Origin of the sequence: Rhodanobacter sp. FDAARGOS 1247, from assembly GCF_016889805.1 — a bacterium.
Lineage (GTDB): Bacteria > Pseudomonadota > Gammaproteobacteria > Xanthomonadales > Rhodanobacteraceae > Rhodanobacter.
The window spans coordinates 845,563-870,600 of the sequence record NZ_CP069535.1 but is presented as its reverse complement, the minus strand read 5'-3'; the positions used below and the strand labels follow the sequence as shown (position 1 = coordinate 870,600).

Sequence of the window (25,038 nt, the reverse complement as noted above, 5' to 3'; positions counted from 1 at the left end):
TCAGGCGGGCAATTCCTCGCTGGCCACGGTGCCCGGCACCACGCGCGCCAACGCCGTGATCAGCTGCTCGCCGCTGACCGGCTTGCGCAGGAACCCGTCCATGCCCGACTCGCGCGCCTTCGCCTCGTCGCCGTTGCCCGAACGGGCGGTGACCGCCAGCAGCGGCAGGTGCTGGCCCGCGTGCTCGCGCTGGCGGATCAGCCGGGCGATCTGGAAACCGTCCACGCCCGGCAGGTCCAGATCCAGCAACGCGGCGTCGAACGGCGCATGGGCCAGTTCGCCCAGCGCCGCCAGGCCGTTGCCGACGTGCTTGACCTTGTGGCCTTCGCGTTCCAGCAGGCCGCAGATCACCGTGGCCACGATCGGATCGTCCTCCACCAGCAGCAGGCGGTAGTGCCGGCCGCTGGCGAACTCGTCCACCGGCATCGCCACCGCCGGCTCGGCCAGCGACATGTGCACATGGAAGGTGCTGCCATGACCGAGCTGCGACTCCAGTTCGATCGAGCCGCCCATCATGTCGACCAGTTCGCGACAGATCGCCAGGCCCAGCCCGCTGCCGACCCGACGCTGCGGGCTGTCGGCCTGCTCGAAGCGCTGGAACAGCCGCGCCTGGCTGGCCTCGGAAATGCCCGGGCCGGTGTCGCTGACGCTGCACAGCAGGCCGTCGTCGGATCGCCGCGCGCGCAGGATCACTTCGCCATGCTCGGTGAACTTCAGCGCATTGTTGGCCAGGTTCAGCAGCACCTGCTTGATCCGCAGCGCATCGCCCAGCCATTGCGCCGGCAGGTCGTCGGACATCTCCAGGACGAAGCGCAGGCCCTTCGCGTGGGCCAGGCCCTGCTCCAGCTGCGCCACTTCGGACAGCAACTGGCGCGGATCGAATGGCGAGGGTTCCAGTTCGAGCCGGCCGGCCTCGATGCGGGCCAGGTCCAGCGCATCGTTGAGCAGCTTCAGCAACATGCCGCCGGAGCGCTGCATGGCCTGGGTGTAATCGTGCTGCAGCGGGTTGAGCGGCGTGCTCAGCAGCAGTTCGGCCATGCCCATCACGCCGGTCATCGGCGTGCGGATCTCGTGACTCAGCGTGGCCAGGAACTGGCTCTTCGCCGCGCTGGCGGCCTCGGCCATCTGCCGCTGCTGTTCCACCATCGCCACGTGGTGCCGCCGCGCCAGCCGGCGCCGCCAGATCCACAGGCCGAACCAGATGCCCAGCAACGCGATCAGCACGTAACCCAGCCACGCCCACCAGCGCTGCCAGGGCGGTGCCTGTACCTGGATCTGCAGCGGATGAGCCAGGTGCACCCACTGGCCGTTGGCGCCGGCGGCCTGCACTTCCAGCGTGTAGTCGCCCGCGCCGAGCCCGGTGAACTCGCGCTCGCCGTGGTTGCCGTTGTCGATCCATGTGCTGTCGAAACCACGCAGGCGGAACCGATAGTGGTTCGCCGCCGGATCGACGTAGGAGAAAAGCCGCGTCGCGACGTTCAGGCCGCGATCCTTCCAGCCCAGGGTGATCGTCTGCTGCGGCGCCAGTGGCTGCAGCTTGCCGTCGCGACGCACGCTGACCTGGGTGACCGCCAGCGGTGACACGGTGGTGTCGTCACGGATGCGGTCGGGGTTGAAGCCGGCCACGCCGCCCAGCGTCGGCGCATACAGGTTGCCGTCGGGCATGACGGCGTAGCCGCGGGAGAATTCGCCGTTGGCCAGGCCGTTCTGCAGGCCGAATGAACGGAACCGGCCGGTGCGCGGATCGAACCGCCACAAGCCGTCGTGACCGAGCATCCAGATCCGCCGCATGGCATCGATCTGCAGGTCGACCACGTTGATGGACGGCCAGCCCTGCGAGGCGTCGACGGTGCGATCGAGCACCAGTGCGTCGTCCCGGTAGTGATAGTGTTCGAGGGCTTCGGGGCGAACCATCCAGATGCCGCCGTCGTCGAAATCGAACGCGTTCACCGCCCGGTCGTTGGTGACCCCGGGGATCACCTCGAAGCGGTCGCGATCGGGGCTCATGCGCAACATGCCGCCATCGCTGGCGTACCAGAAGTAGCCACCATGCAGGGTGAGCTGGCTGCCCCACAAGACGCGCTGGTTCGGCTGGTCCATCGCCACCCGGGTCACCGCCAGGGTGTCCTGATCGATGCGGAACAGGCCTTCGCCGAACGTGCGCGCGTACATGCGCCCGTCCGGACCCGATTCCACTTCCAGCGGATGCTTGAGCCAGTGGCCGTCGGGGTCGATGCGTTGCGGCGGCTGGCCCAGGGTGTCGCGGTAAAGTGCGCCACGCACCGCGATCCACAGGCGCTCCTGCGGGTCCTGGGTCATGCCCAGCACGTCGCCGCCGAGGCCGGACAGCACATGCTCGACCTTGCCGGTGTGCGGATCGAGCTTGTCCACGCGGCCGGAGCGTTCGCCGACCCAGACGCGACCATCGTGTCCGCGCGCCATCGCCGTGACGATCGAATCGCGCAGGCTGGTCGGGTCGTCCGGAATATGGGTGAAGCGGCTGGTGTCGTTCCAGCCGGGCGCGAGGTAGCCAACGCCGCCGTCCAGCATGGTCACCCACAGTCCGCCCTCGTGGTCGACCAGCATCGACCACACCCAGGTGCCGGGCAGGTCGCCGTGCAGCACCGGCTGGTCGGTCACCGCCAGCATCGGCGCCGACGGCTGCATCTGCACGAACAGTCCGCGCTGGGTGCCGATCCACAGGCGTCCGTTGCGGTCACGAGCGCTGGCGAACACGTTGCCGTCGGGTGCGCCGGCGCTGGCCAGCGGGCGCGCCACGTCGTCGCTGCCCACCAGCAGCAGGCCATGGGTGCTTTCGACGCGGATCTCGCCGGCGTCGCCATCGATATGCCAGGCATCGATCGGCAAGGCCGTGCCGGCTTGCGAAACCCGATGCATGCTGCCGGCGATGTCGCGACGGAACAGGCCCCGGCTGCTGCCGATCCACAACTGCTGGCGGGCGTCGACGTAGAGCGCAGCGACCAGGCCGAACGCGGCCGGGTCGGTGCCCAGCAGGGGATTGGTCACGTGCTCGAAACCGCGATGATCCGGCCGCATGCGGTCCAGTCCCCGCACCGTGCCGATCCACAGGTTGCCGTCAGCGTCGGCAACCATCGACCAGACCTTGTCGCTGCTGAGGCTGGCTGGATCATGCGGATCGTTGCCCCAGTGCGTGAAGTGGCCGCTGGCGGCGTCGTAGCGGTTCAGCCCCGCCTCCAGACCGGCCGCCCACAGCGTGCCGTCGCGATCGAACAGCAGGCTGGCGATGCCGTTGTCATACAGAGAACCGGGGTCGTCGACGGCGTGCCGGAACACCTTGAAGTCGACGCCGTCGTAACGGGCGATGCCGCCCTTGGTGCCGAACCAGATCGCGCCGTCGCGATCCTGCACCACGGCGTACACGCTGCTGCTGGGCAGGCCGTCGGTAGTGGCGTAGCGGCGGAATTGTGGCGTGGGCAACAGTCCGTTCACCGGCAGGTTCGCCGCGGGCGCGACGGCCGCGGCGACCTCCGGCGTGCCGGGCACGGCCGCGCCCAGGGCCAGCGCCATGCTCAGCAAGGCGGCCGCCAGCATCAGTCCGTCTCCTGCGGAACAACGGGGGCGGTCGACGCCAATCCGATCACCCGCGCCAGCGCCTGGCTCAACTGCTCGCCGGTCAGCGGCTTGTGCAGGAAACCGTCCATGCCCGCGTCGCGGGCCATCGCCTCGTCCTTGTTGCCCGAGCGCGCGGTGACCGCAATGATCGGCAGGTGCTGTTGCCTGTGTTCGCGCTGGCGGATCAACCGGGCGATCTGGAAACCGTCCACGCCCGGCAGGTCCAGATCCAGCAACACGGCATCGAAGCTGGACTGGGCCAGCTCGGCCAGCGCGGCCAAGCCGTTCACCACGTGCACCACCGCGTGCCGTTCGCGCTCCAGCAGTCCGCGGATCACCGCCGCCACGATGGTGTCGTCCTCCACCAGCAGCAGGCGGTAGCACCGGTCGGAAGACGGTACCGCCGTGGGCAGTGGCGCTGGCGGCTCGGCCAGCGGCAGCCGCACGCGGAACGTGCTGCCGTGGGCGAGCCGCGATTCCAGTTCGATGCTGCCGCCCATCATGTCCACCAGCTCGCGACAGATCGCCAGGCCCAGACCGCTGCCCGCCCGGCGCTGCGGACCCTCGACCTGCTCGAAGCGCTGGAACAGGCGCGCCTGGCTCGCCTCGGGAATGCCCGGGCCGGTGTCGATGATGCTGAATTGCAGGCCGCCATCGATCCGTTGCGCACGCAGGGTGACGCTGCCCTGCTCGGTGAATTTCAGCGCGTTGTTGGCCAGGTTCAGCAGCACCTGCTTGATCCGCAGCGCATCGCCGAGCAACTGCGGCGGCAGGTCGGCGGCGGCATCCAGCACGAAGCGCAGGCCCCGCGCATGCGCCAGCCCCTGCTCCAGTTGCGCCACCTCTTCCAGCAGCTGCCGCGGTTCGAACGCCACCGGCTCCAGCTCCAGCCGGCCGGCCTCGATGCGGGCCAGGTCCAGCGCGTCGTTGAGCAGCTTCAGCAGCATCGTGCCGGAGCGCTGCATGGCCTGGGTGTAGTCGTGCTGCAGCGGATTGAGCGGCGTGCTCAGCAGCAGTTCGGCCATGCCCATCACGCCGGTCATCGGCGTGCGGATCTCGTGGCTCAGCGTGGCCAGGAACTGGGTCTTCGCCGCGCTGGCCGCCTCGGCCATCTGCCGCTGCTGGTCGACCAATTGCATGTGATGGCGCTGCGCCAGGCGCCGGCGCCAGCCGCGCAGGATCACGCCGACCAGGGCCGCCAGCAGCAACAGGTAGGCCAGCCACGCCCACCAGCGCTGCCACGGCGGCGCTTCGACGTGGATGCGCAGCGGCTGCTGCAGGTCGGCCCAGCGCCCGTTGGCGCCGGCGGCCTGCACTTCCAGCGTGTAGTCGCCCGCGCCCAGGCCGGCGAACTCGCGCTCGCCGTGGTTGCCGGTGTCGACCCAGTTGCGGTCGAACCCCCGCAAGCGGAAACGATAGCGATTGGCGCCCGGGTCCACGTACGAACCGGAGCGCGCCTCGAAGCGCAGCTCGCGGTCGCTCCAGGCAAGCTGGATCGGCGCCGCCTGGATCGGCAGGTCATGGATCGCGCCGTCGCGGCGCACGCTGGCCGCGGTGATCACCACGCCCGCCGGGCCGGCGATGGCCGGCACGCGGTCCGGCTGAAAACCGAACACGCCACCCAGGCTGGCCACGTAGATGGTGCCGTCGGGCATCATCGCCGGCGAGTCGCCGCGCACTTCGCCATTGACCAGGCCATTGCGCAGGCCGAAGGATTTCAGCTCGCCGCTGGCCGGGTCGAACCGCCACAGGCCGTTCTTGCAGAACAGCCAGAAACGTCCCTCGTGATCGACGTGCAGGGCGATCAGCACCATCGACGGCCAGCTCGGCGGAATCGGCACCAGCTGTTCGCGCACCAGCTTGTCGCCGTCCAGCCGGTAGCGCTCGAACATCTTGTTGCGCGCCGCCCAGAACCCGTCGGCGGTGAACTCCAGCGCGTAGACATAGCCTTCGTCCGACAGGCCGGCGACCGGTTCGAGCTTGCCGGCAGCCGCCTGCCAGCGCAGCAGCGTGCCCTTGTCGACGTACCAGCCCAGGCTGTTCCAGCGGGTCAGCCGGTTGCCGACGAAGCCGGTTTCGTCGGCGGGCGCCACCGGCTGCGGATCGACCGCCATGGTGTCCGGATCGATGCGGAACAGGCCGTCGCGATTGGACACCAGGTACATGCGCTGGTCCGGCCCCACGGCCACGCGACGCGGATGGGTGGCGCCCGCGGCAGCCACATCAACCTGCTGCAGCTTGCCGCCGGCGTAGCGATAGACGCCGCCTTCGCTGACGATCCACAGCCGCTGGCGCGCGTCCTCCACCATGTCCAGCACGTTGCCCTGCAGGCCCGAGACCACGTGCCGCACGTCGCCGGTGACCGGGTCGAGCTGGTCGACCAGTTCGTGTCCGCCCACCCACAACCAGCCATCCGCGCCAGCCAGCACCGACGACGCCATGTTGTCGCGCAGGCTGTGCGGATCATCCGGCACGTGGGTGAAGCGGGTGAACTGGTTCCAGCCCGGCGCCAGGTAGGCAATGCCGCCATCGCCCATCACGAACCACAGCCCGCCTTCGCTGTCGCACAGCGACTGCCACACCTGCTGCGCCGGCAGGCTGCCCAGCAGCAAGGGCTGGCCGGCGATGGCGTGGATCTGCGCCCGGCCGTCGTCCAGATAGAGCCCGCTGCGCGTGCTGATCCACAGGTTGCCCGCCTGGTCCAGCGTGCTGCTGTACACGTCGGTGGCGGGGATCTGCGCGGGCTGGTACAGCATCGCCGCGCCGCTGGCATCCATTCGCAGCAGGCCGCCACGCACGGCGATGCGCACGTCGTCGCCATCGGCCTGGATGCGCCAGATCTTGAGATTCTGCAGGTGCGGATCGATCGTCACCTGGCGCACGCGGCCATCCGCCCCGCGCACGAACAGGCCCTGGCTGGAACCGATCCACAAGCTTCCGTCCGGCCGCGCCAGCAGGGCTCGCACGGCCCCGAATCCTGTGGCGGGGTCCTTCTCCAGCGGATTGCCGACATGCTCGAAATACCGGCCGTCGGGAAGCATCCGGTCCAGTCCGGCATCCGTGGCCACCCACAGCGTGCCGTCCGTGGTCTGCGTCGTCGACCAGACGTTGTCGCTGGCCAGGCTGCGCGGGTCGGCCGGATCGTGCCGCCAATGCGCAAAGTCGGCGGTGTCGCGCCGGTAGCGGTTCAGTCCCGAACCGAAGCCGCCCACCCACAGCTCGCCGGCGCGGTCGACGAACAGGCTGTATACCGTACCTTCGGGCAGCGAGGCCGGATCATCCGAGTGGTGGCCGAACACGCGGAAGTCCACGCCGTCGAAACGCACCAGGTCGACGCCGACGCCAAACCACATCGCGCCCTGGTGATCCTGCGCCACCGCATACACCGTGCTGCCCGGCAGTCCATCGGAGGTCTGATAGCGGCGGAACTGCGGCGTCGGCAGCGGATCGGACGAGCGCGCCCCCGCGCCCGCCGACGGGGCGACCGCGGCTGCCGCCAGCCCGGACAGCGACCAGGCGAGCGCCAGCGCCATCCTGGCCAACCATCTCGTTCCGCTCCCCATAATTCCCCTTGGCGAAGTCGCACGGCAACATGCCGGCGCCATCAACGACCCGATCGCCCCGTCCGATAGTGCCAAAACCGGGCTGCCAGCGCGAGCCGAAACCCCCGCCGGCGCGCGAACGCAAGCTGGCTAGAATGTCCCCATGTCACGACGCCTGCGATTGCTGTTCACCGCCCTGACCCTGGCCGCACTGCTGTGGCTGCTGTTCGCCGCCGCCGAACGTGCGCTGGCGCTGGCCCAGCGCTTCCTCGAACTGCCCACCTGGCTGCAGTGGACCCTGGGCGGCGTGTTGCTGGTGTTCGCCGCCGCGGGCCTCAGCGTGCTGTGGTGGCTGCTGCGTCCCCGGCGCAAGCGCCGGCCGCTGCCGGTACCCGATCGCGGCAGCCTGGAACAGCGCATCGGCCAGCTGCGCGAGCACGGCGCGGATACCGGCGCGCTGGCGTCCGAACTGGGCGAACTCGATCGCCGCCGCGCCAGCGCCCGCGTCTACGTGGCGCTGTTCGGCGAAATCTCCACCGGCAAATCCAGCCTGATCCGCGCCCTGGTCCCGCAGGCGCAGGTCGCCAGCGACGCGCGCGGCGGCACCACCCGCGCCGTGGGCCACTACGACGGCACGCTCGCCGACGGTCGCAGCCTGGTGCTGGCCGACGTGCCGGGCAGCCGCGAAAGCGGCGGCGAGACGCACGAAACGCTGGCTCGCGAAGAGGCGCTGCGGGCGCACGCGGTGATCTACCTGTGCGCCGGCGACCTCAACCGGGCCCAGGCCGACGAACTGCGCTGGCTCGCCGATTTCGGCAAGCCCCTGCTGCTGGTATTGAACAAGGCCGACCAGTGGAGCGACGCCGAGCGCGAGACGTTGCTGGAGCGCCTGCGCCGGCATGCGCGCGGCATCGCCAGCGCGGTGCTGGCGATCAGCGCCGGCGGCAGCGAGCGCTATCAGCGCCAGCTGGCCGATGGCAGCACCGAGTCGGTGGAACGCCAGCGCAAGCCGGCGATCGAACCGCTGCTGCAGGCACTGGCCCGGCTCACCGCACCGGGTGCCGAGGGCCTGGAAGACCTGCGCGAGAACGCCGTACTGGCCGGCCTGCACCAGCGCACCGGCATGCTGGAAGCGCAGACCCGCGCGGAGGAAGCCGAGCGCATCGTGCGCAAGTACGCGCGCCGCGCCATCGTCGGCGCGCTGGCCGCGGTGGCGCCGGGCAGCGACCTGGTGATCCAGGGCGTGCTGGCCACCGGCCTCACCCGCGCGCTGGCCGAACTCTACGGCGTGAAAGTCAGCGAGGTGCAGATCGAGGATTTCGTGCAGCAGGCGAAGCTCACCCTGCGCAGCGGCAGTTCGATCGTGCTGGCCGTGGCCGGCAACGCGCTGAAGGCGTTCCCCGGCCTGGGCACGCTGGGCGGCGGCGTGCTGCACGCGTTCGCCTACGCGCTGATCTTCGACTCGATGGGCCGCGCGCTGGCCGCCTCGCTGGCCGAGCGGCACAGCCTGGACCAGGACGATGCGGGCGCCCGCCTCAAGGAACTGCTCGCCGACGCCGGCGGCAACCGCCTGCGCCAGCTGGCCGCGTTGACGATGGACGCGGTGCGCGAGCGCGCGGATTGAGGTGCCGCGCACGGTGTGTGCTGCAGTTGAACCCCCATGACTTGAAAGAGAAGCTCAAGTGCAGAGCGGTCGATCGCCTTCGGCGACCGAGTCACTTTTCTCTTGCGTGGCCAAGAGAAAAGTAGCCAAAAGAGAAGGCCACCCCGCTTGGCGCTTGCCGGACTCCTGTCCGGCAAGTCCGTGAGCCGGGGCCGGGCTTTTCGAGCGAGCTCCTGCCCGCGCGAAAAGGCGTTGCCATCCCTGGCAACGCCCGCTGCGCGGCCTGTCGACCCCGTCTCACCGCCGCACAAGGGACCCCGGGTAAAGCAGCGCGCTCCCAGCGCGCACTCGGTGATGAAGCTGAAAGGCAAAGGCAAAAGCCAGAGCCGAAGCAAAAGCTCCGGGTCGCCGCCGCTTTGCTCTTGATCCGGCTCTTCTGAAAAGTGCGGGCCACGATGGCCCGCTGCTCTACCCGGGGCCCCTCTGCAGCGGCGGGCGGGTGGAGGATCAGCCCGAAGGGTGACCGGCAGGGATGCCGGTCAGTTTGGCGTCAGGGCAGGATGCCCTGTCGACAAACCCCGTAACCCGACCGCGAACCTTGCGGACAGGATGTCCGCAAGGCGCGGAAGCGGGGTGGCCTCTCTTTGGGCCACGTTTCTCTGGCCACTCAGAGAAAGGTGGCTCGGCTGCCGTAGGCAGACGAAAGCTCTGGCTCCTGATGCTTTCCGCTCCAAAGGTCTTTCAGGAAGCGCCAGAAACCCCTACGGCGTGCCCGCGAACGCGGCGCGCAGCCAGTCGTGCATCAGGCGGTAGCTGCGCGTGGCGGCGCGTTCGTCGTAGCGGCAACCGGGCGAGTTCTCGCCGACCTCGGTGAAGCAGTGCACGGCGTGGCCGATCACTACGAACTGCCAGTCGGCCGGGCTCATGCGCATCTCGTCCATGAACTTGTCCGCGTCCGGCATGGTGCCCTTGTCGTCGGCGCCGTTCATCGCCAGCACGCGGGCCTTGATGTTCTTCGCCAGCGCCGGGTTGTCGGTGTCCAGCCCGCCGTGGAACGACACCACCGCGGCGACATCGGCACCGCTGCGGGCCAGGTCGAGCACCGCCGAACCTCCGAAGCAGAAGCCGATCGCACCCAGCTTCTTCAGGTCGATCGGCGCGCTCGCCGCCTGCGCCTTCAACTGGTCCAGCGCCACGTTGATCCGCTTGCGCATCAGCGAGCGGTCGCCATACAGCGGCTTCACCGCGGCCTGCGCCTGCGCCGCATTGCCCACCTGCGGGCGCACGCTGGCGCCGTACATGTCGGTGAGCAGGATCACGTAATCCTTGCCGGCGATCATTTCGGCCTTCTTTACGGCCACATCGTTGATGCCGTACCAGTTCGGCACCATCACCAGGCCTGGCCGCTGCGCGGTCGAGGCATCGTCGTACACCAGCACGCTGTGGAAACGGGTGCCGTCCTGTGTCCATTCGACCGGACGATGCACCATCTTCGCCTGCAGGGCGAAGCTCGAACCGGCAAGCACCAGCAGGCAGCAGAGTCGGGAGATGCGCATGATGATTCTCCGTGGGTTGATTGACGCGGGTTGATTGACCCCCTCCCCTGCTCGCAGGGGAGGGTTGGGGTGGGGTCAAAAAGCTTCACCCCCTCCCGGCCTCCCCTGCGAGCAGGGGAGGAGCAAAGTTTCAATACCCGGCAGCGTGTTCCGAAAGTCGCCGCTTCAACGGCGCAAGGCGATCCAGCACACGCACGCCGAGTCCTCGCGCGGCCACCAGCACCGGCGATTGCCACGCATAGATCCGCGCCAGTGCGTCGAAGCCCAGCGCGTCCAGCGTGTCGGCGCTGCGCCGGCGGCGTGCGTAGCGGCGCAACACGTGAACCGCGCCGATGTCGCGACCGGCGGCGCGGGCGTCGACCAGCACGTCGCGCAATTCGGCCACGTCGCGCAGGCCCAGGTTCACGCCCTGCCCGGCCAGCGGATGCACCGTGTGCGCCGCGTCGCCGAGCAGCACGAGGCGCTCGGCCTGGTAGCGTTCGGCCAGCTGCAGTTTCAGCGGGAATCCGGCGCGCGGCGTGCTGGCGATGATCCGGCCCAGCCGGAAGTCGCTGGCCACGCCCAGTTCATCGAGGAACGCGGGCTCATCCAGCGCCAGCACCCGCCGGGCCTCGGCTTCCGGCAGCGACCACACGATCGAGCTGCGACCGTCGGCCAATGGCAACAGGGCCAGCGGGCCGCCGGGCAGGAAACGCTGCCACGCGGTGGCCTGGTGCGGTCGTTCGGTCGTCACGTGCGCCACCACCGCGCGCTGCGCGTAATCGCGGCCACGGGTGCCGACGCCGGCGAGCCGGCGCAGCGGCGAAGCGGCGCCATCGGCGGCCACCAGCAGGGCCGCCGACAGGGTTTCCCCACCGGCCAACTCCAGTTGGATGCGATCCTCGCGCGCCTCGAACGCCGTCACCTCGGCGGGGCACATCACGCGTACGCCGGCCGACTGCAGGGCCTGCCACAGCGTCCACTGCACCAGCGAGTTCTCGACGATATGGCCGAGCAGGTCGCGTCCTTCGCTGGCAGCGTCGAAGTCGATCGTCGCGCCGCTTTCCGCGTCCCAGACGTGCATGTGGAGATACGGCGCCGCGCGCGCTTCGCGAATGGACGTCCAGACGTCCAGATCATCCAGCAGGGCCACCGAGGACGGCGCCAGCCCGACCACGCGCAGGTCCACCTCGGCCTGCGCATTCCACGCAGCCGGCGCCCGCGCCTCCAGCAGGGCCGTGTTAAAGCCTGCGCGGGCCAGCGCCAGCGCCGTGGCGGCACCGGCCATGCCGCCGCCGACCACCGCCACGTCCAGCGTGGGTGGACGACGCCGGGACGTCGCTTCCTGGACGGATGCATTCATGGCAGGCGCTCCAGCACCGCCCGTGGCGGCTCACCGCGAAAACCCATGCCGCGCCGCGCCAGCGCCCGTTGCAACGGCGGCAGCCGGTCGCAGGCCAGCAGCGCCAGCGAGCGCAGCGGCGCCAGCAGCGGTTGTTCCAGGCAGGCGAGCCGGACCAGGCCGTGGCTCATCGCCATGGTGCCCTCGCGATCCGGCGCACGGCGCGCCGCGTAGGCCGCGAGCAGGGCGGGATCGCCCGGATCGGTCGCCGCCGTCACCAGCTCGGCCAGGGTCAACGCGTCGCGCAAGCCCAGGTTGAAACCTTGCGCGCCGATCGGATGCACCGTCTGCGCGGCGTTGCCGACCAGCACCGCATGCGGCGCGACGAGTTGCGTGGCGGCCACGCGATGGATCGCGTAAGGATGGCGCTTGCCCGGCCGCGTCAGGCGACCCAGCCGCCAGCCGAAGCGACGCTGGGCCAGGTCGAGGAAGCCGGCATCGTCCAGCGCGGCCACCGCGTCGGCTTCGTCCGCCGAAACGGTGAGCACCAATCCGCAGCGACGCTCGGCCAGCGGCAGCAAGGCGATCGGGCCGTCATCGGAAAAACGCTCGAAGGCACGGTTCGCGTGCTCGCGTTCGGGCGTGACCGTGCACACGAACAGGCTTTGCCGGTAATCGTGATGCTCGGCCTCGATGCCGAGCCGGGCGCGCACGAATGAATGCGTGCCGTCGGCGCCGACCAGCAGCGGCGTGTCGATGCTGCGCGGGCCGTCCGCCATGTCGATGTGGGCGCGCCAGCCATCGGCCAACGGCTCCAGCGCGGACAGGGTGGCGGGAGCGAGCCGGGTCAGCCGGGTGCATTCGTCGAGCCGTCGCAGCAGGGCCATGCCCAGCTCGCGTGCCGGCAGGGTCCAGCCCAGCGCATCGACGCCTTGCTTGTCGGCGTCGATGCGGGCGCTGCCGAACTCGCCGGTGCGACTGACCCGGATGTGCCGGATCGGCGTGGCGCGGGCGGCGGCGTGACGCCAGACGCCGATCGCGTCGAGCCCGTTGACGGTAGCCCTGGCCAGCGCGAGGTTGCGTTCGTCGTAGCTGGGCTGCGCGTCGGCGCGCGGCGCCGCCGTCTCGACCAGGGTGGCGGCGATGCCGGCGGCATCCAGCGCGATCGCCAGGCTGGCGCCGACCAGGCCGCCGCCGATGATCAGCACGCCGGTTTCGCTGCCGGGGGAAATTTCGGAGACGTCCATTCGTCGATGATACCCGCAGGTGCTGTCTGCGGCGCAGCACGTTCGGCTAGACTAGCGGTCTGTCCAGTCGCCTACACGGAGTCCCCATGGCCAAGACGCAGAACCAACGCATCGGCATCTTCCTGCTGCTGGCCCTGGTGATGGTGGCTACCCGCCTGCATCATTTCGGCGCGCTGCCCGACGCCTCGTGGGGCGTCTTCTTCCTGGCCGGTTTCTGGCTGCGCGGCTCCGCCCGCTGGGCCTTCCCGTTGCTGATCGCCACCGCGGTACTGGTCGACTTTTTCGCGATCACCGGCAGCGGGCTCGATTTCTGGAGCCACTACTGCGTATCGCCGGCGTACTGGTTCATGCCGGTGTATTTCGCCGCGCTGTGGATGGGCGGCAGCTGGCTGGCCCGCCACCAGTCCGGCCTGAGCCTGACCACGCTCGGCCTGGCCGCGGTGTCGCTGCTCGTCAGCGAAACGCTGTGCTACCTGATTTCCAACGGCAGCTTCTATTGGCTCAGCCACAGCGTGCCGCTGCCGCGCAGCTTCGGCAGCTGGTTCGCCAACCTGGGTGACTGGTACCTGCCGTTCCTGGCCACCACCGCCTTGTATGTCGGCATCGGTGCCGTGCTGCACGTGGGCCTGACGCTGCTGGCGCGCACGCTGCGCCAGTCGGACCGGACCGGCCTGAGCCACTGATCTCCCCCGCATGGGCAACCGTCTTTCGAAGATCTACACCCGCACCGGCGATGACGGCTCCACCGGCCTCGGCGACGGTTCGCGGGTCGGCAAGGATTCGCAGCGGGTCACCGCCTACGGCACGGTGGACGAACTCAACAGCACGATCGGCATGCTGCTGGCCGCCGAAGGCGTCACCGACGAGGTGCGCGAGGCGCTGACCCAGGTGCAGCACGACCTGTTCGATCTGGGCGGCGAGTTGTGCATTCCCGGCATGGCGATGGTCGAGGACAGCGACATCAGCCGGCTGGAGTCGATCCTGGATGAACTCAACGAACCGCTGCCGCCGCTGAAGGAATTCATCCTGCCCGGCGGCGGCATGGCCGCGGCCTGCGGCCATCTGGCGCGCACGGTGTGCCGCCGCGCGGAGCGCGAGGTGATCGCGCTGGCCCGGGTGGAGGAAATCCGCAGCCAGCCGCAGCGCTACCTGAACCGGCTGTCCGACCTGCTGTTCGTGATCTCGCGCGTGCTGGCGCGTGCCAGCGGCCACGGCGAAGTGCTGTGGCAGCACGAGCGTCGGCGCAAGCCCAAGCCGTCCGCCTGAATCGCCGCATGCTGCGGCTGTACACACACCCCGCCTGCCTGCAGCACGACCCCGGCCCGGGCCACGTCGAGCGGCCGTCGCGGCTGCGCGCGGTGTTGCAGGCGCTGGATCATGACCGCTTCGCCGCGCTCGATCGCATCGAGGCACCGCCGGTCACCCGTGAACAACTGCTGCGCGTGCATGGTGCCGCCCACGTCGCGGAAATCCTGGCCGGCCCGCCGCCCGGCGAAATGCTGGCGCTGGACCAGGACACGGTGATGGGCGCCGGCTCGACCGAGGCCGCGTTGCGCGCGGCCGGCGCGGTGGTGGCGGCGGTCGACGCGGTGCTCGGCGGCACGACCCGGCGCGCGTTCTGCGCGGTGCGTCCGCCGGGCCACCATGCCACCGCCGACCGCTCGATGGGCTTCTGCCTGTTCAACAACATCGCGGTGGGCGCCGCCCACGCGCTGGCCGCGCACAAGCTGAAACGGGTGGCGATCGCCGATTTCGACGTGCACCACGGCAACGGCAGCCAGGACATCTTCGAGCGCGAGCCGCGCGTGCTGTTCGCCTCCAGCCACCAGTCGCCGCTGTATCCGGACAGTGGTTACGAGGACGAGCGCGGCGTCGGCAACATCGTCAACGGCACGCTTTCGCCCGGCGCCGGCTCGCATGAATTCCGCGAACTGTGGGACGGCGTGCTGCTGCCACGACTGCATGCGTTCAAGCCGCAACTGGTGCTGATCTCGGCCGGCTTCGACGCCCATCGCAACGATCCGCTGGCCGACATCCGGCTGGGCAGCGAGGACTATGCGTGGATCACCGAGCGACTGGTCGCGCTGGCCGACACGCATGCCGGCGGCCGGCTGGTTTCCTCGCTGGAAGGCGGCTATGACCTGGCGGCGCTGGCCACCAGCAGCAGCGCACACGTCGCCGCGCTGATGGATTGAAAGCCTCCGCCATCCCCATGGCGGGCCTTCACACGCTGAATCCCGGCCGCTTCCGGCAACGCGAGCATCTGCCGCCGAGGGGGGCTTTCTGTTAGCTTAACGAGCCTTCGAAGCCGGCAGATTTCCCGTGACGCGCAAGCTACCTCCACGCCGCCTGTTGGCGGTTGCCGCCGCACTCGCCCTGATCGGCGGTCAGGCCGACGCCAGCAGCGGCCAGAGCCCGGCCACCAGCGATGCATCCGGAACGGCCGATCTGGCTTGCCCGCTGGGCTCGTTCCACTGCGCCCCGCGTCCGCTCAACTACGCGATGTGCCGCCCGAATGCCCTGCTGGAGTTCTACGACCCCAGCCTGATGCGGGACAGCAGCCTGCGCGACACCAGCCCGACCCAGGTGCAGGCACGTCACGTGGACAGCTCCAACCAGTCGGTCTACCACCTGAGCGGCGACGTGCGGCTGGAGCGCGCCGACCAGTTGTTGCGCGCCGACCGCATCGACTACAACAACGGCAGCACCGATTACGACGCGAACGGCAACGTGCGCTATCAGGACGCGGGACAGCTGCTGGCCGCCTCGCACATGCGCGGCAACACCGAGGCCAGCCACGGCGTCGCCAACGACGTGCGCTACCAGATGCTCGACGCGCGCGGCAATGGCACCGCCAGCCAGGGCCAGATGCTGGACGCGCAGCACACCCGCTATTCGCAGGCCACCTATTCCACCTGCGACGTGGGTCATCACGTGTGGGAATTCCGCGCCAGGTCGATCACCATCGACAAGGTCAACGGCGTCGGCGTGGCGCGCAACGCCACCATGCGCGTGGGCAAGGTGCCGTTCCTGTACCTGCCGTATTTCAGCTTTCCGATCGATGACCGGCGCAAGAGCGGCTTCCTGTATCCGACCATCGGCCACAGCGGACGCTCCGGCTACGAAATCAGCACGCCGTACTACCTCAACCTGGCGCCGAACTACGACGCCACGCTCGACCCGCGCTACTACAGCTCGCGGGGCGCGATGCTGGGCGGCGAGTTCCGCTACCTGGTGCCCGGCAGCACCGGCCAGCTCAACGCGCAGTACGTGCCCAGGGATCACGGCGAGAGCGACGGGCTGGCCGACACCCGGGGTGATTCGCGCTATCTGGTGCAGTTCTCCGATCGTACGCAATTGTGGAAGGGCTGGCAGTTCGTCAGCTCGTACAACCACGCCTCGGACGCCAGCTACCTGTACGACTTCGGCGACAGCCTGAGTCACAGCGCGATCTATACGCTGTCCTCCAACGCCGCCCTGGTGGGTTCCGGCAAGTGGTGGGACGCCTCGGTCGGCGGCACGATCTACCAGAACGTCAATCCGTTCATCACCGACCGTGGCCTGCCGTACCGGCAACTACCCTACGCCCGTTTCAGCATGGACGTGCCGCTGTCGCGCTGGCTGGAGCTCGGCCTGGACAGCGAGGCAGTCGCCTTCCGCAAGACCGGTTATGTCGAGGGCCAGCGCGAGGATCTCTATCCCTATCTCGCTGCCGACTTCGGCAGCTCGGCCTGGTTCGTGCGGCCGAAGGTGGCCTGGCGCTACACCGCCTACCAGCTCGACGGCGATTACCGGGATTACGGTTATGCCGGCCTGCTGGGCAGCGGTGTCGGCACGCCGTTCACCGACAAGTCGCCGAGCCGCTCGCTGCCGGTGGTCAGCCTGGATTCGGGGCTGGTGTTCGATCGGGCTGCCTCGCTGTTCGGCAACAGCTATACGCAGACCCTGGAGCCGCGGCTGTACTACCTGTACGTGCCGTATCGCAACCAGGACAACCTGCCGCTGTTCAACACCAACGCGATGACGTTCGACTACTGGCAGCTGTTCTCGCCGAACCGCTTCTCCGGTGCCGACCGGCAGATGGATGCGAACAACCTCACCGCGGCGCTCACCACGCGCCTGCTCGACGAGGGTGGCGTGGAGCGGCTGTCGGCCAGCCTTGGCCAGATCCATTATTTCAGCCCGCAACGGGTGCAGCTGGCACGCGGCCAGAACAGCGTGGTGCCCCCCACCGACTGGACCCGCTCGGACTACGTGGCCCAGCTCGACATCCGCCTGAATGACCGCTGGCGGCTCGCCAGCTCGTACCAGTGGAGCCCGAACAGCCGGCTCACCGACATGGGCATGCTGGAACTGCAGCGCCGGATCGGCACGGACGGCATTTTCAACTTCTCCTACCGCTACCGTCGCGGGCTGCTGGAACAATACAACGCCTCCGTGGTCTACCCGGTGTCCGAGCGCTGGCGGCTGGTGGGCGCGTGGACGTATTCGGTGAAGGATCGCCAGAGCATCGACGCGCTGGCCGGCGTGGAATACGACAGCTGCTGCGTGTCGCTGCGCCTGGTCGGGCGCAGCTACGTCAACCAGGCGTATTACGGTTTTGGCCCGATCGCGACGGCCGGCAGGCTCGATCGGCGGGACAACGCAGTGATGTTCGAAGTGGTGTTCAAGGGACTGGGTTCCACCGGTGGCCAGATCGACCCCCTGCTGCGCCGTGATATTCTCGGCTATCAATAAACACAATCGCTGCGGCGACCAGGCTTTCCACTGATGAAGCAAACCTTTGCATCCCTCCTGCTCGCGCTTGCGATCATCCTGCCCGCTCACGCCCAGTTGCTGACCCCGGCAGCCCCGGCCAGCGAGCCGCTGGACCGGATCGTGGCCGTCGTCAACGACGACGTGATCCTGCAGAGCCAGCTGAACGACGCCGTGCTCTCGGTGCAGCAGCAGTATGCCGGCCACACCGAGCAACTGCCGCCGATGAACGTGCTGCAGCAGCAGGTGCTGAACCGGCTGGTGCTGATGCGCCTGCAGATCCAGAAAGCGCAGGATCAGGGCATTCGCGTGTCCGACGCCGACATCGACCAGGCCATCCAGGGCGTGGCGCAGCAGAACAATCTCAGCCTCGACCAGTTGCGTACCGAGGTCGAACGCAGCGGCAGCAGCTTCGCGGCCTTCCGCGAGCAGATCGGCGACCAGATCACCGTGCAGCGACTGCACCAGAACGTGGTGCAGGACGCGGTCACGATCAGCGACAGCGAAATCGACAACCTGCTCAGCAGCCCGACCTACAAGTCCGGCGAAGTGCACCTGGCGCATATCCAGATCAGCATTCCCGCCGGCGGTGACGCCGCGGCCATCCAGGCCAGCCAGGCCAAGGCCGGGGCGGCACTGGCCGCGATCAAGGGCGGCATGGATTTCAACGCGGCAGCGATCCGTTATTCCGACGCATCGGACGCGCTGGAGGGCGGCGACCTTGGCTGGCGCCGACTGGACGAGATCCCGCCCGCGTTTGCCGACTCCATCGCCACGATGAAGCCCGGCGACGTCAGTCCCGCCCTGCGCGGCCCGACCGGCTTCCACATCCTCAAGCTCGTTGGTCAGCGCGACAGCAGCCGCAAGATGGTCACCGAACTGCATGCCCGGCAGATCCTGATCCGCCCCAGCGAACTGGTGACGCCCGAGCAGGCCGAACAGAAGGCGCGCGACCTGTACCAGCGCATCGTCGACAAGCATGAAGACTTCGCCACCCTGGCGAAGGAATACTCGAAGGACGATACCTCGGCCAACGTCGGCGGCGACATGGGCTGGTTCCCCAAGGAGGCCTGGGGCAAGACCATCGCCAACCAGCTGGACCAGTTGAAAGACAACGAGGTGTCCAAGCCGTTCCAGAGCCAGGCCGGCTGGCACATCCTGCAGAAACTGGGTGAGCGCCAAAGCGACCAGACCGTACAGCTCGCCCGCGACCAGGCACGCCAGGCGATCGGTACCCGCAAGTCCGAGCAGACATACGAAGACTACCTGCGCGACCTGCGGTCCAACGCCTATGTCGACGTCCTGGTGCCCGAGCTGCGCAGCGCGGACGACCAGTCCGTCAAGTCGCTGTAAGCGCAGTTGGACGCCGTGCCGTTGCCCCGGCTCGCGGTCACCGCCGGAGAGCCGGCAGGCATCGGCCCCGAACTGCTGATCCGGCTGGCCGCCACGTCCCTGCCGGCCAACCTCGTCGCCATCACCGACCGCAGCGTGCTGCGGCGCGCGGCCTTGCGCTGCGCGGTCCCGATCACGCTGATCGATGACGATGGTTCGGACGCCACCGAACGCCAGCCCGGCACACTGCGCGTGCGGCATGTGCCGCTGGCGGTCGACGAAGTGCCGGGTCGACCCGATGCGCGCAACGCCCGCCACGTGCTGGACACGCTTGGCGAAGCGGCAGACGGCTGCATGGCGGGGCGCTATGCCGCCGTGGTCACCGCGCCGCTGCAGAAGGCCTCGATCAACGACGCCGGCATCCGCTTCAGCGGACACACCGAGTTCTTTGCCGAGCGCGCCCAGGCCGACGTGGTGATGATGCTGGCCAGCCCGGAACTGCGGGTGGCGCTGGCAACCACCCATCTGCCGCTGGCGGCCGTGCCTGCGGCGATCACGCCGGCCACGCTCACCCGCACGCTGCGCATCGTGCATGCGGAGTTGCAGACGAAATTCGGCCTGGCCTCGCCGCGCATCGCCGTGCTCGGCCTCAACCCGCATGCGGGCGAAGCCGGCCACCTCGGCCACGAGGAGATCGACACGCTGGTCCCCGTGATCGACGCCTTGCGCCGCGAAGGCATGCGACTGATCGGGCCGCTGCCGGCCGACACCGCGTTCGTGCCGGCGCAACGCCAGGGCTATGACGCGGTGCTGGCGATGTATCACGACCAGGCGCTGCCGGTGCTGAAGAGCGAAGCGTTCGACCGCACCGTCAACCTCACCCTCGGCCTGCCGTTCATCCGCACCTCCGTCGACCACGGCACCGCGCTGGATCTGGCCGGCAGCGGCAGGGCCGACCCGTCCAGCCTGATCGCCGCGGCGAAGATGGCGATGGACCTGGTGGCGCGCAGCGCCGCTCGTCCCTCCGCTTCCCCGCGTGGCAAAGAGCGCGGTCAGGGGCCACTTTCTCCGGAAGCATCCGCCTGATGAACGCGCGCCCCAAGAAAAGCTTCGGCCAGCACTTCCTGCACGACGGCCGCTACATCGATCGCATCGTCAGCGCGATCAAGCCGCGCGCCGAGGATTTCGTGGTCGAGATCGGGCCGGGTGAGGGAGCGCTGACCCTGCCGTTGCTCGCCGCTGCCCGCAGGCTTACCGCGATCGAACTGGACACCGACCTGATCCCCGGCCTGCAGGCCCGCGCCGCCAGCGCCGGTGAATTGCACATCGTCCATGCCGACGTGCTCAAGGTGGACTTCACCGCGATGGCGCACAGCCACGGCGTCTCCCGTCTGCGCATCGCCGGCAACCTGCCCTACTACATCTCCAGCCCGATCCTGTTCCACTGCGTGGAACATGCCGCCGCCATCCAGGACATGCACTTCATGCTGCAGAAGGAAGTGGTCGACCGCATGGCGGCCGAGCCCGGCAGCAAGACGTATGGACGGCTGTCGGTGATGCTGCAGCTGGCGTGCCGCGTGGAGCCGTTGTTCGAGGTACCGCCGGAAGCGTTCCGGCCGCCACCGAAGGTGGACTCGGCGGTGGTACGCCTGCTGCCGCTGCCTGCGGAAGAACTGCACGACGCGCGACCCGAACACGTCTACAGCGTGGTCAAGGCGGCGTTCGGACAACGCCGCAAGACCTTGTCCAATGCCCTGGCGCAGTTGCTTGATGCCGATGCGATCCGCTGCGCCGACGTCGATCCGCGCGCCCGCGCCGAGACGCTGGCGCCGGCGGATTTCGTGCGTCTGGCCAAGGTCTACGGCGATCGCTGATCGACTTACCCGAGGCAACGCCACCCAATCACGGCGGCAGGCCGTACAATCGCGACATGACTGAAAAACCTTCCTACACGATCGACGTGCAGGTCCAGACCCGCTTTGTTCCGGACCAGTCCAAGCCGGGTGACAATCGCTACGTTTTCGCCTACACCATCACCCTGCGCAATGCCGGCGCGATGCCGGCACGCCTGCTCGCCCGACGCTGGATGATCACCGACGCCAACGGCAAGGTCGAGGAAGTCAGCGGCGAAGGCGTGGTCGGCGAACAGCCGTGGATGCGCCCGGGCGACGATTTCGAATACACCTCCGGCGCGGTGCTGGAAACGCCGGTAGGCACCATGGGCGGCAGCTACCAGATGCTTGCCGACGACGGCACGGAATTCGAGGCGCCGATCCCGACTTTCACCCTGTCCATTCCGCGTACGCTGCATTGATGGTCAAGGACTGACATGGCGACGTACGCAATCGGCGACGTGCAGGGCTGCTATCCCGAATTGCAACGCCTGCTGGAAAAGCTGCGCTTCGATCCGGCGCAGGACCAGCTGTGGTTCTGCGGCGACCTGGTCAACCGCGGCGGGCAGTCACTGGACACGCTGCGGCTGATTCACGGCCTGCGCGAGTCCAGCATCATCACCCTGGGCAACCACGACCTCAGCCTGCTGGCGATCTCGCAGCGCCGCCCGGACGCGCAGGCGCGGGTCAATCCCGAGTTGCGCGAGGTGCTGTTCGCCGACGATGCGCCCGTGCTGTTCGAATGGCTGCGCTCGCAGAAGCTGGTGCACCACGACGAGCGGCTCAACTGGACCATGGTGCATGCCGGGCTGGCCCCGATGTGGACCTTGCGCCAGGCATTGCGGGCGGCCCAGGACGTGGAACGCGAACTGTCCAGTCCGCGTCACCCGCGTCTGCTGCGCAACCTGTTCGGCAATCGGCCGGCGGTGTGGTCCAGCCGCCTGCAGGGGCTGGACCGCCAGCGCGCCACCATCAACACCACCACCCGGATGCGCTACTGCGACGTCAACGGCCGCATCGACTTCGATACCAAGGGCGTTCCCGGCACGCAGAAACCGGGGCTGTACCCGTGGTTCTCGGTGCCCGGCATGCGCAAGCGCGATACCCGCATCGTCTGCGGTCACTGGTCGGCACTGGGTCGCTTCGCCGGACTGGGCGTGCACGCGATCGACACCGGCTGTGTCTGGGGCGGACAACTCACCGCGCTGCAGCTGGACGGCGACGAACCCCGCTACGTCACGGTCGACGCGGAACCGCACCGGAAACGCCCACCCGGCGGCGAGGACTGATTCGCGACCGCCTCCAGCCAAGAAAAAACCCCGCCGCGGCGGGGTTTTTCATGGGGACTGTCGCGGCAGCTCAGGCGAGCTGGCCGTGGCAGTGCTTGTACTTCTTGCCCGAGCCACAGGGGCAGGGTTCGTTGCGACCGACCTTGGGGCCATCCGGCTGCGGCGCCATGCGGATTCCGGCACCGACGGCGGAATCGTCAGCAGAGTCGCCGCCGAAGGCACCGGCCGGCGGCGCGCCGCCGCCCGTGGCCAGCATCTGCTGCTGCAGGCGGTCAGCCAGACGCTGCTGCTCGGCCTCCATCGCCGCCACTTCCTCCTCGCTGCGGATACGGATGCGCGCCAGCATCTGGATCACTTCGCCCTTGATCCGTTCGAGCATGCCGGAGAACAGCTTGAACGACTCGCGCTTGAACGCCTGCTTCGGGTCCTGCTGCGCGTAGCCGACCAGATAGATGCCCTGACGCAGGTAATCCATGCTGGCCAGGTGATCCTTCCAGGCGTTGTCCACCACGGTCAGCATGATGTGCTTCTCGAGCTGGCGCATGGTTTCGGCACCGATCTGCGCTTCCTTGGCCTGGAACAGCTCGTTCACCGCGCCACGGACGTGCTCGAGGATCATCTTCGCGTCGACTTCGTGCTGCTGCTCGATCCACGACTTCAGGTCGAGCGACAGACCCAGTTCGCTTTCCAGCTCGCGATCCAGCCCGGCCAGGTCCCACTGGTCGTCGATGCTCTCGTCCGGCACGTAGGCACGCACCATCGACTGCACCACGTCCTCGCGGATGTCGGCGACGGTCGCCTGCACTTCCTCGCCATCCAGCAATTCGTCGCGCTGGCGGTAGATCACCTTGCGCTGGTCGTTGGCGACGTCGTCGAATTCCAGCAGGTGCTTGCGGATGTCGAAGTTGTGCTGCTCGACCTTGCGCTGCGCCTTCTCGATCTGCCGGCTGATCATGCGATCTTCCAGCGCGTCGTCGTCCTTCATGCCGAAGCGCTTCATCCAGCGCACCAGGCCTTCGCCGCCGAAGATGCGCAGCAGGTTGTCTTCCAGCGACAGGTAGAAGCGCGAGGAACCCGGGTCGCCCTGGCGGCCGGAACGGCCACGCAGCTGGTTGTCGATGCGCCGCGATTCGTGGCGTTCGGTGCCGATGATGTGCAGGCCGCCGGCGGCGAGCACCTGCTCGTGCAGCTTCTTCCATTCGGCCTTGACGCGGGCACGATCGACTTCGCTGGCGCCTTCCGGCAAGGCCGCCAGCGCAGCTTCGAGGCTGCCGCCGAGCACGATGTCGGTACCGCGACCGGCCATGTTGGTGGCGATGGTGACCTGCCCCGGCGCACCGGCCTGGGCCACGATGTGTGCTTCGCGCTCGTGCTGCTTGGCGTTCAGCACTTCATGCGTCACGCCGGCCTTGTTGAGCAGCCCGGACAGCAGCTCGGACACCTCGATCGAGGTGGTGCCGACCAGTACCGGCTGGCCGCGCTTGTGGCAATCCTTGATGTCCTCGATCACCGAGTTGTACTTCGGCGTCTGCGACAGGAAGATCATGTCCGGGTTGTCCTTGCGGATCATCGGCTTGTGGGTGGGGATCACCACCACCTCCAGGCCGTAGATGCTCTGGAACTCGAACGCCTCGGTGTCGGCCGTGCCGGTCATGCCGGCCAGCTTCTTGTACATGCGGAACAGGTTCTGGAACGTCACCGTGGCCAGCGTCTGGTTCTCGCGCTGGATCGGCACGCCTTCCTTCGCCTCGACCGCCTGGTGCAGGCCGTCGGACCAGCGCCGGCCGGCCAGGGTACGGCCGGTGAATTCGTCGACGATGATCACCTCGCCGTCGCGCACGATGTAGTCCACGTCGCGCTGGTAGATGCCGTTGGCGCGCAGCGCGGCGTTGAGGTGGTGCACCACCGCCAGATTCTTGGAGTCGTACAGGCCGCTGTCCTGGTCGATCACGCCGGCCGCGCGCAGCAGCTCGTCGGCGTGCTGCATGCCCTCTTCGGACAGGTGGACCTGCTTCTGCTTCTCGTCGACCCAGTAGTCACCGCTGCCGTTCTCTTCGGCCTGCCGGATCATCTGCGGCACGATCCTGTTCACCGCCAGGTACAGCTGCGGGGAATCCTCGGCCGGGCCGGAAATGATCAGCGGCGTGCGCGCCTCGTCGATCAGGATCGAGTCGACTTCGTCGACGATGGCGTAATGCAGGCCGCGCTGGTAGCGCTGTTCCTTGCTCAGCGCCATGTTGTCGCGCAGGTAGTCGAAACCGAATTCGTTGTTGGTGCCGTAGGTGATGTCGGCGCGGTAGGCGGCGTACTTGTCGGCGTGGTCCATGCCCGGATACACGACGTCCACGGTCAACCCGAGGAAATTGTACAGCTTGCCCATCTGGGCCGAGTCGCGCCGTGCCAGGTAGTCGTTGACGGTGACCACGTGCACGCCCTTGCCGGCCAGCGCATTGAGGTACACCGGCAGCGTGCCGACCAGGGTCTTGCCTTCGCCGGTGCGCATCTCGGCGATCTTGCCCTGGTGCAGCACCATGCCGCCGATCATCTGCACGTCGTAATGGCGCATGCCCAGCGTGCGCTTGGCCGCCTCGCGCACCACCGCGAAAGCTTCCGGCAGCAGCTTGTCCAGCGATTCACCGGCGGCGACGCGCTGCTTGAACTCGTCGGTCTTGCCGCGCAGCTCGTCGTCGCTCAGCTTCTCGAATTCCGGCTCCAGCGCATTGATGCGGTTGACGCTCTTGGACATCTGGCGCAGCACGCGTTCGTTGCGGCTACCAAACAGGCTCGTCAGGGCACGATTGAACATCGATTTTCCGGGTTGGAGAGTTGAAACGCCCGCCACAGGCGCGGGCCAATCGGGCATGTTACTACATGCCCGCTCGACACTGCCCGTCAGGCCGGACTGGA

The 25,038-nt window shown here is 68.4% G+C and carries 16 protein-coding genes; 10 read left to right on the top strand and 6 right to left on the bottom strand.

The window, feature by feature from the left end:
* Together I6J77_RS03740 and I6J77_RS03735 are read right to left on the bottom strand one after the other, a co-directional pair.
* Entirely contained in the window at positions 1 to 3,573 is a 3,573-nt protein-coding gene (locus I6J77_RS03740; RefSeq protein ID WP_204110617.1) for a hybrid sensor histidine kinase/response regulator, read from the bottom strand.
* Entirely contained in the window at positions 3,573 to 7,127 is a 3,555-nt protein-coding gene (locus tag I6J77_RS03735) for a hybrid sensor histidine kinase/response regulator (RefSeq protein WP_204111390.1), read from the bottom strand. The genes I6J77_RS03740 and I6J77_RS03735 overlap by 1 nt, the downstream gene beginning before the upstream one ends.
* 172 nt (positions 7,128 to 7,299) lie before the next feature.
* Between I6J77_RS03735 and I6J77_RS03730 the strand changes: the two genes are divergently transcribed.
* A complete protein-coding gene (locus tag I6J77_RS03730) occupies positions 7,300 to 8,760 on the top strand; it encodes a GTPase (protein WP_204110616.1) in 1,461 nt (486 codons plus the stop codon).
* Positions 8,761 to 9,500: 740 nt separating this feature from the next.
* On the opposite strand, the gene I6J77_RS03725 is transcribed toward I6J77_RS03730, so the two are convergent.
* From I6J77_RS03725 to ubiH, 3 genes are all read right to left on the bottom strand, one after another.
* Entirely contained in the window at positions 9,501 to 10,295 is a 795-nt protein-coding gene (locus I6J77_RS03725) for a dienelactone hydrolase family protein (protein ID WP_204110615.1), read from the bottom strand.
* Positions 10,296 to 10,425: 130 nt separating this feature from the next.
* A complete protein-coding gene (locus I6J77_RS03720) occupies positions 10,426 to 11,637 on the bottom strand; it encodes a UbiH/UbiF/VisC/COQ6 family ubiquinone biosynthesis hydroxylase (RefSeq protein WP_204110614.1) in 1,212 nt (403 codons plus the stop codon).
* Positions 11,634 to 12,863: a 2-octaprenyl-6-methoxyphenyl hydroxylase gene (gene ubiH, locus I6J77_RS03715; protein ID WP_204110613.1), complete on the bottom strand. Its 1,230-nt coding sequence runs from the start codon at positions 12,861 to 12,863 to the stop codon at positions 11,634 to 11,636. Before ubiH ends, I6J77_RS03720 begins: the two co-directional genes overlap by 4 nt.
* A gap of 86 nt (positions 12,864 to 12,949) precedes the next feature.
* Between ubiH and I6J77_RS03710 the strand changes: the two genes are divergently transcribed.
* The 9 genes from I6J77_RS03710 (at position 12,950) to I6J77_RS03670 (ending at position 22,131) form a co-directional block, all read left to right on the top strand.
* Entirely contained in the window at positions 12,950 to 13,546 is a 597-nt protein-coding gene (locus tag I6J77_RS03710; RefSeq protein WP_204110612.1) for a hypothetical protein, read from the top strand.
* A 10-nt stretch (positions 13,547 to 13,556) separates the two neighbouring features.
* On the top strand, positions 13,557 to 14,129 hold the full coding sequence (locus I6J77_RS03705) for a cob(I)yrinic acid a,c-diamide adenosyltransferase (RefSeq protein ID WP_204110611.1): 573 nt from the start codon (positions 13,557 to 13,559) through the stop codon (positions 14,127 to 14,129).
* Between the two features lie 8 nt (positions 14,130 to 14,137).
* Entirely contained in the window at positions 14,138 to 15,058 is a 921-nt protein-coding gene (locus tag I6J77_RS03700; protein WP_204110610.1) for a histone deacetylase family protein, read from the top strand.
* Between the two features lie 127 nt (positions 15,059 to 15,185).
* Positions 15,186 to 17,600: an LPS-assembly protein LptD gene (locus I6J77_RS03695; RefSeq protein WP_204110609.1), complete on the top strand. Its 2,415-nt coding sequence runs from the start codon at positions 15,186 to 15,188 to the stop codon at positions 17,598 to 17,600.
* Positions 17,601 to 17,633: 33 nt separating this feature from the next.
* Positions 17,634 to 18,971 (top strand): peptidylprolyl isomerase, encoded by a 1,338-nt coding sequence (locus tag I6J77_RS03690; RefSeq protein WP_204110608.1) that lies wholly within the window; start codon positions 17,634 to 17,636, stop codon positions 18,969 to 18,971.
* 15 nt (positions 18,972 to 18,986) lie between these two features.
* Positions 18,987 to 20,036, top strand: a complete 1,050-nt coding sequence (gene pdxA, locus I6J77_RS03685; protein WP_204110607.1) for a 4-hydroxythreonine-4-phosphate dehydrogenase PdxA — start codon at positions 18,987 to 18,989, stop codon at positions 20,034 to 20,036.
* The gene (rsmA, locus tag I6J77_RS03680; protein WP_204110606.1) at positions 20,036 to 20,824 is read left to right on the top strand and encodes a 16S rRNA (adenine(1518)-N(6)/adenine(1519)-N(6))-dimethyltransferase RsmA; all 789 of its coding nucleotides are present in this window, start codon (positions 20,036 to 20,038) and stop codon (positions 20,822 to 20,824) included. The genes pdxA and rsmA overlap by 1 nt, the downstream gene beginning before the upstream one ends.
* Before the next feature lie 56 nt (positions 20,825 to 20,880).
* Positions 20,881 to 21,264 carry a Co2+/Mg2+ efflux protein ApaG gene (apaG, locus tag I6J77_RS03675; RefSeq protein ID WP_007809417.1) on the top strand — a complete coding sequence of 128 codons (384 nt, stop codon included), beginning with the start codon at positions 20,881 to 20,883 and terminating at the stop codon, positions 21,262 to 21,264.
* Positions 21,265 to 21,279: 15 nt separating this feature from the next.
* Positions 21,280 to 22,131, top strand: a complete 852-nt coding sequence (locus tag I6J77_RS03670) for a symmetrical bis(5'-nucleosyl)-tetraphosphatase (RefSeq protein ID WP_204110605.1) — start codon at positions 21,280 to 21,282, stop codon at positions 22,129 to 22,131.
* Positions 22,132 to 22,201: 70 nt separating this feature from the next.
* On the opposite strand, the gene secA is transcribed toward I6J77_RS03670, so the two are convergent.
* The gene (gene secA, locus I6J77_RS03665; protein ID WP_204110604.1) at positions 22,202 to 24,937 is read right to left on the bottom strand and encodes a preprotein translocase subunit SecA; all 2,736 of its coding nucleotides are present in this window, start codon (positions 24,935 to 24,937) and stop codon (positions 22,202 to 22,204) included.
* Positions 24,938 to 25,038: the final 101 nt, after the last annotated feature.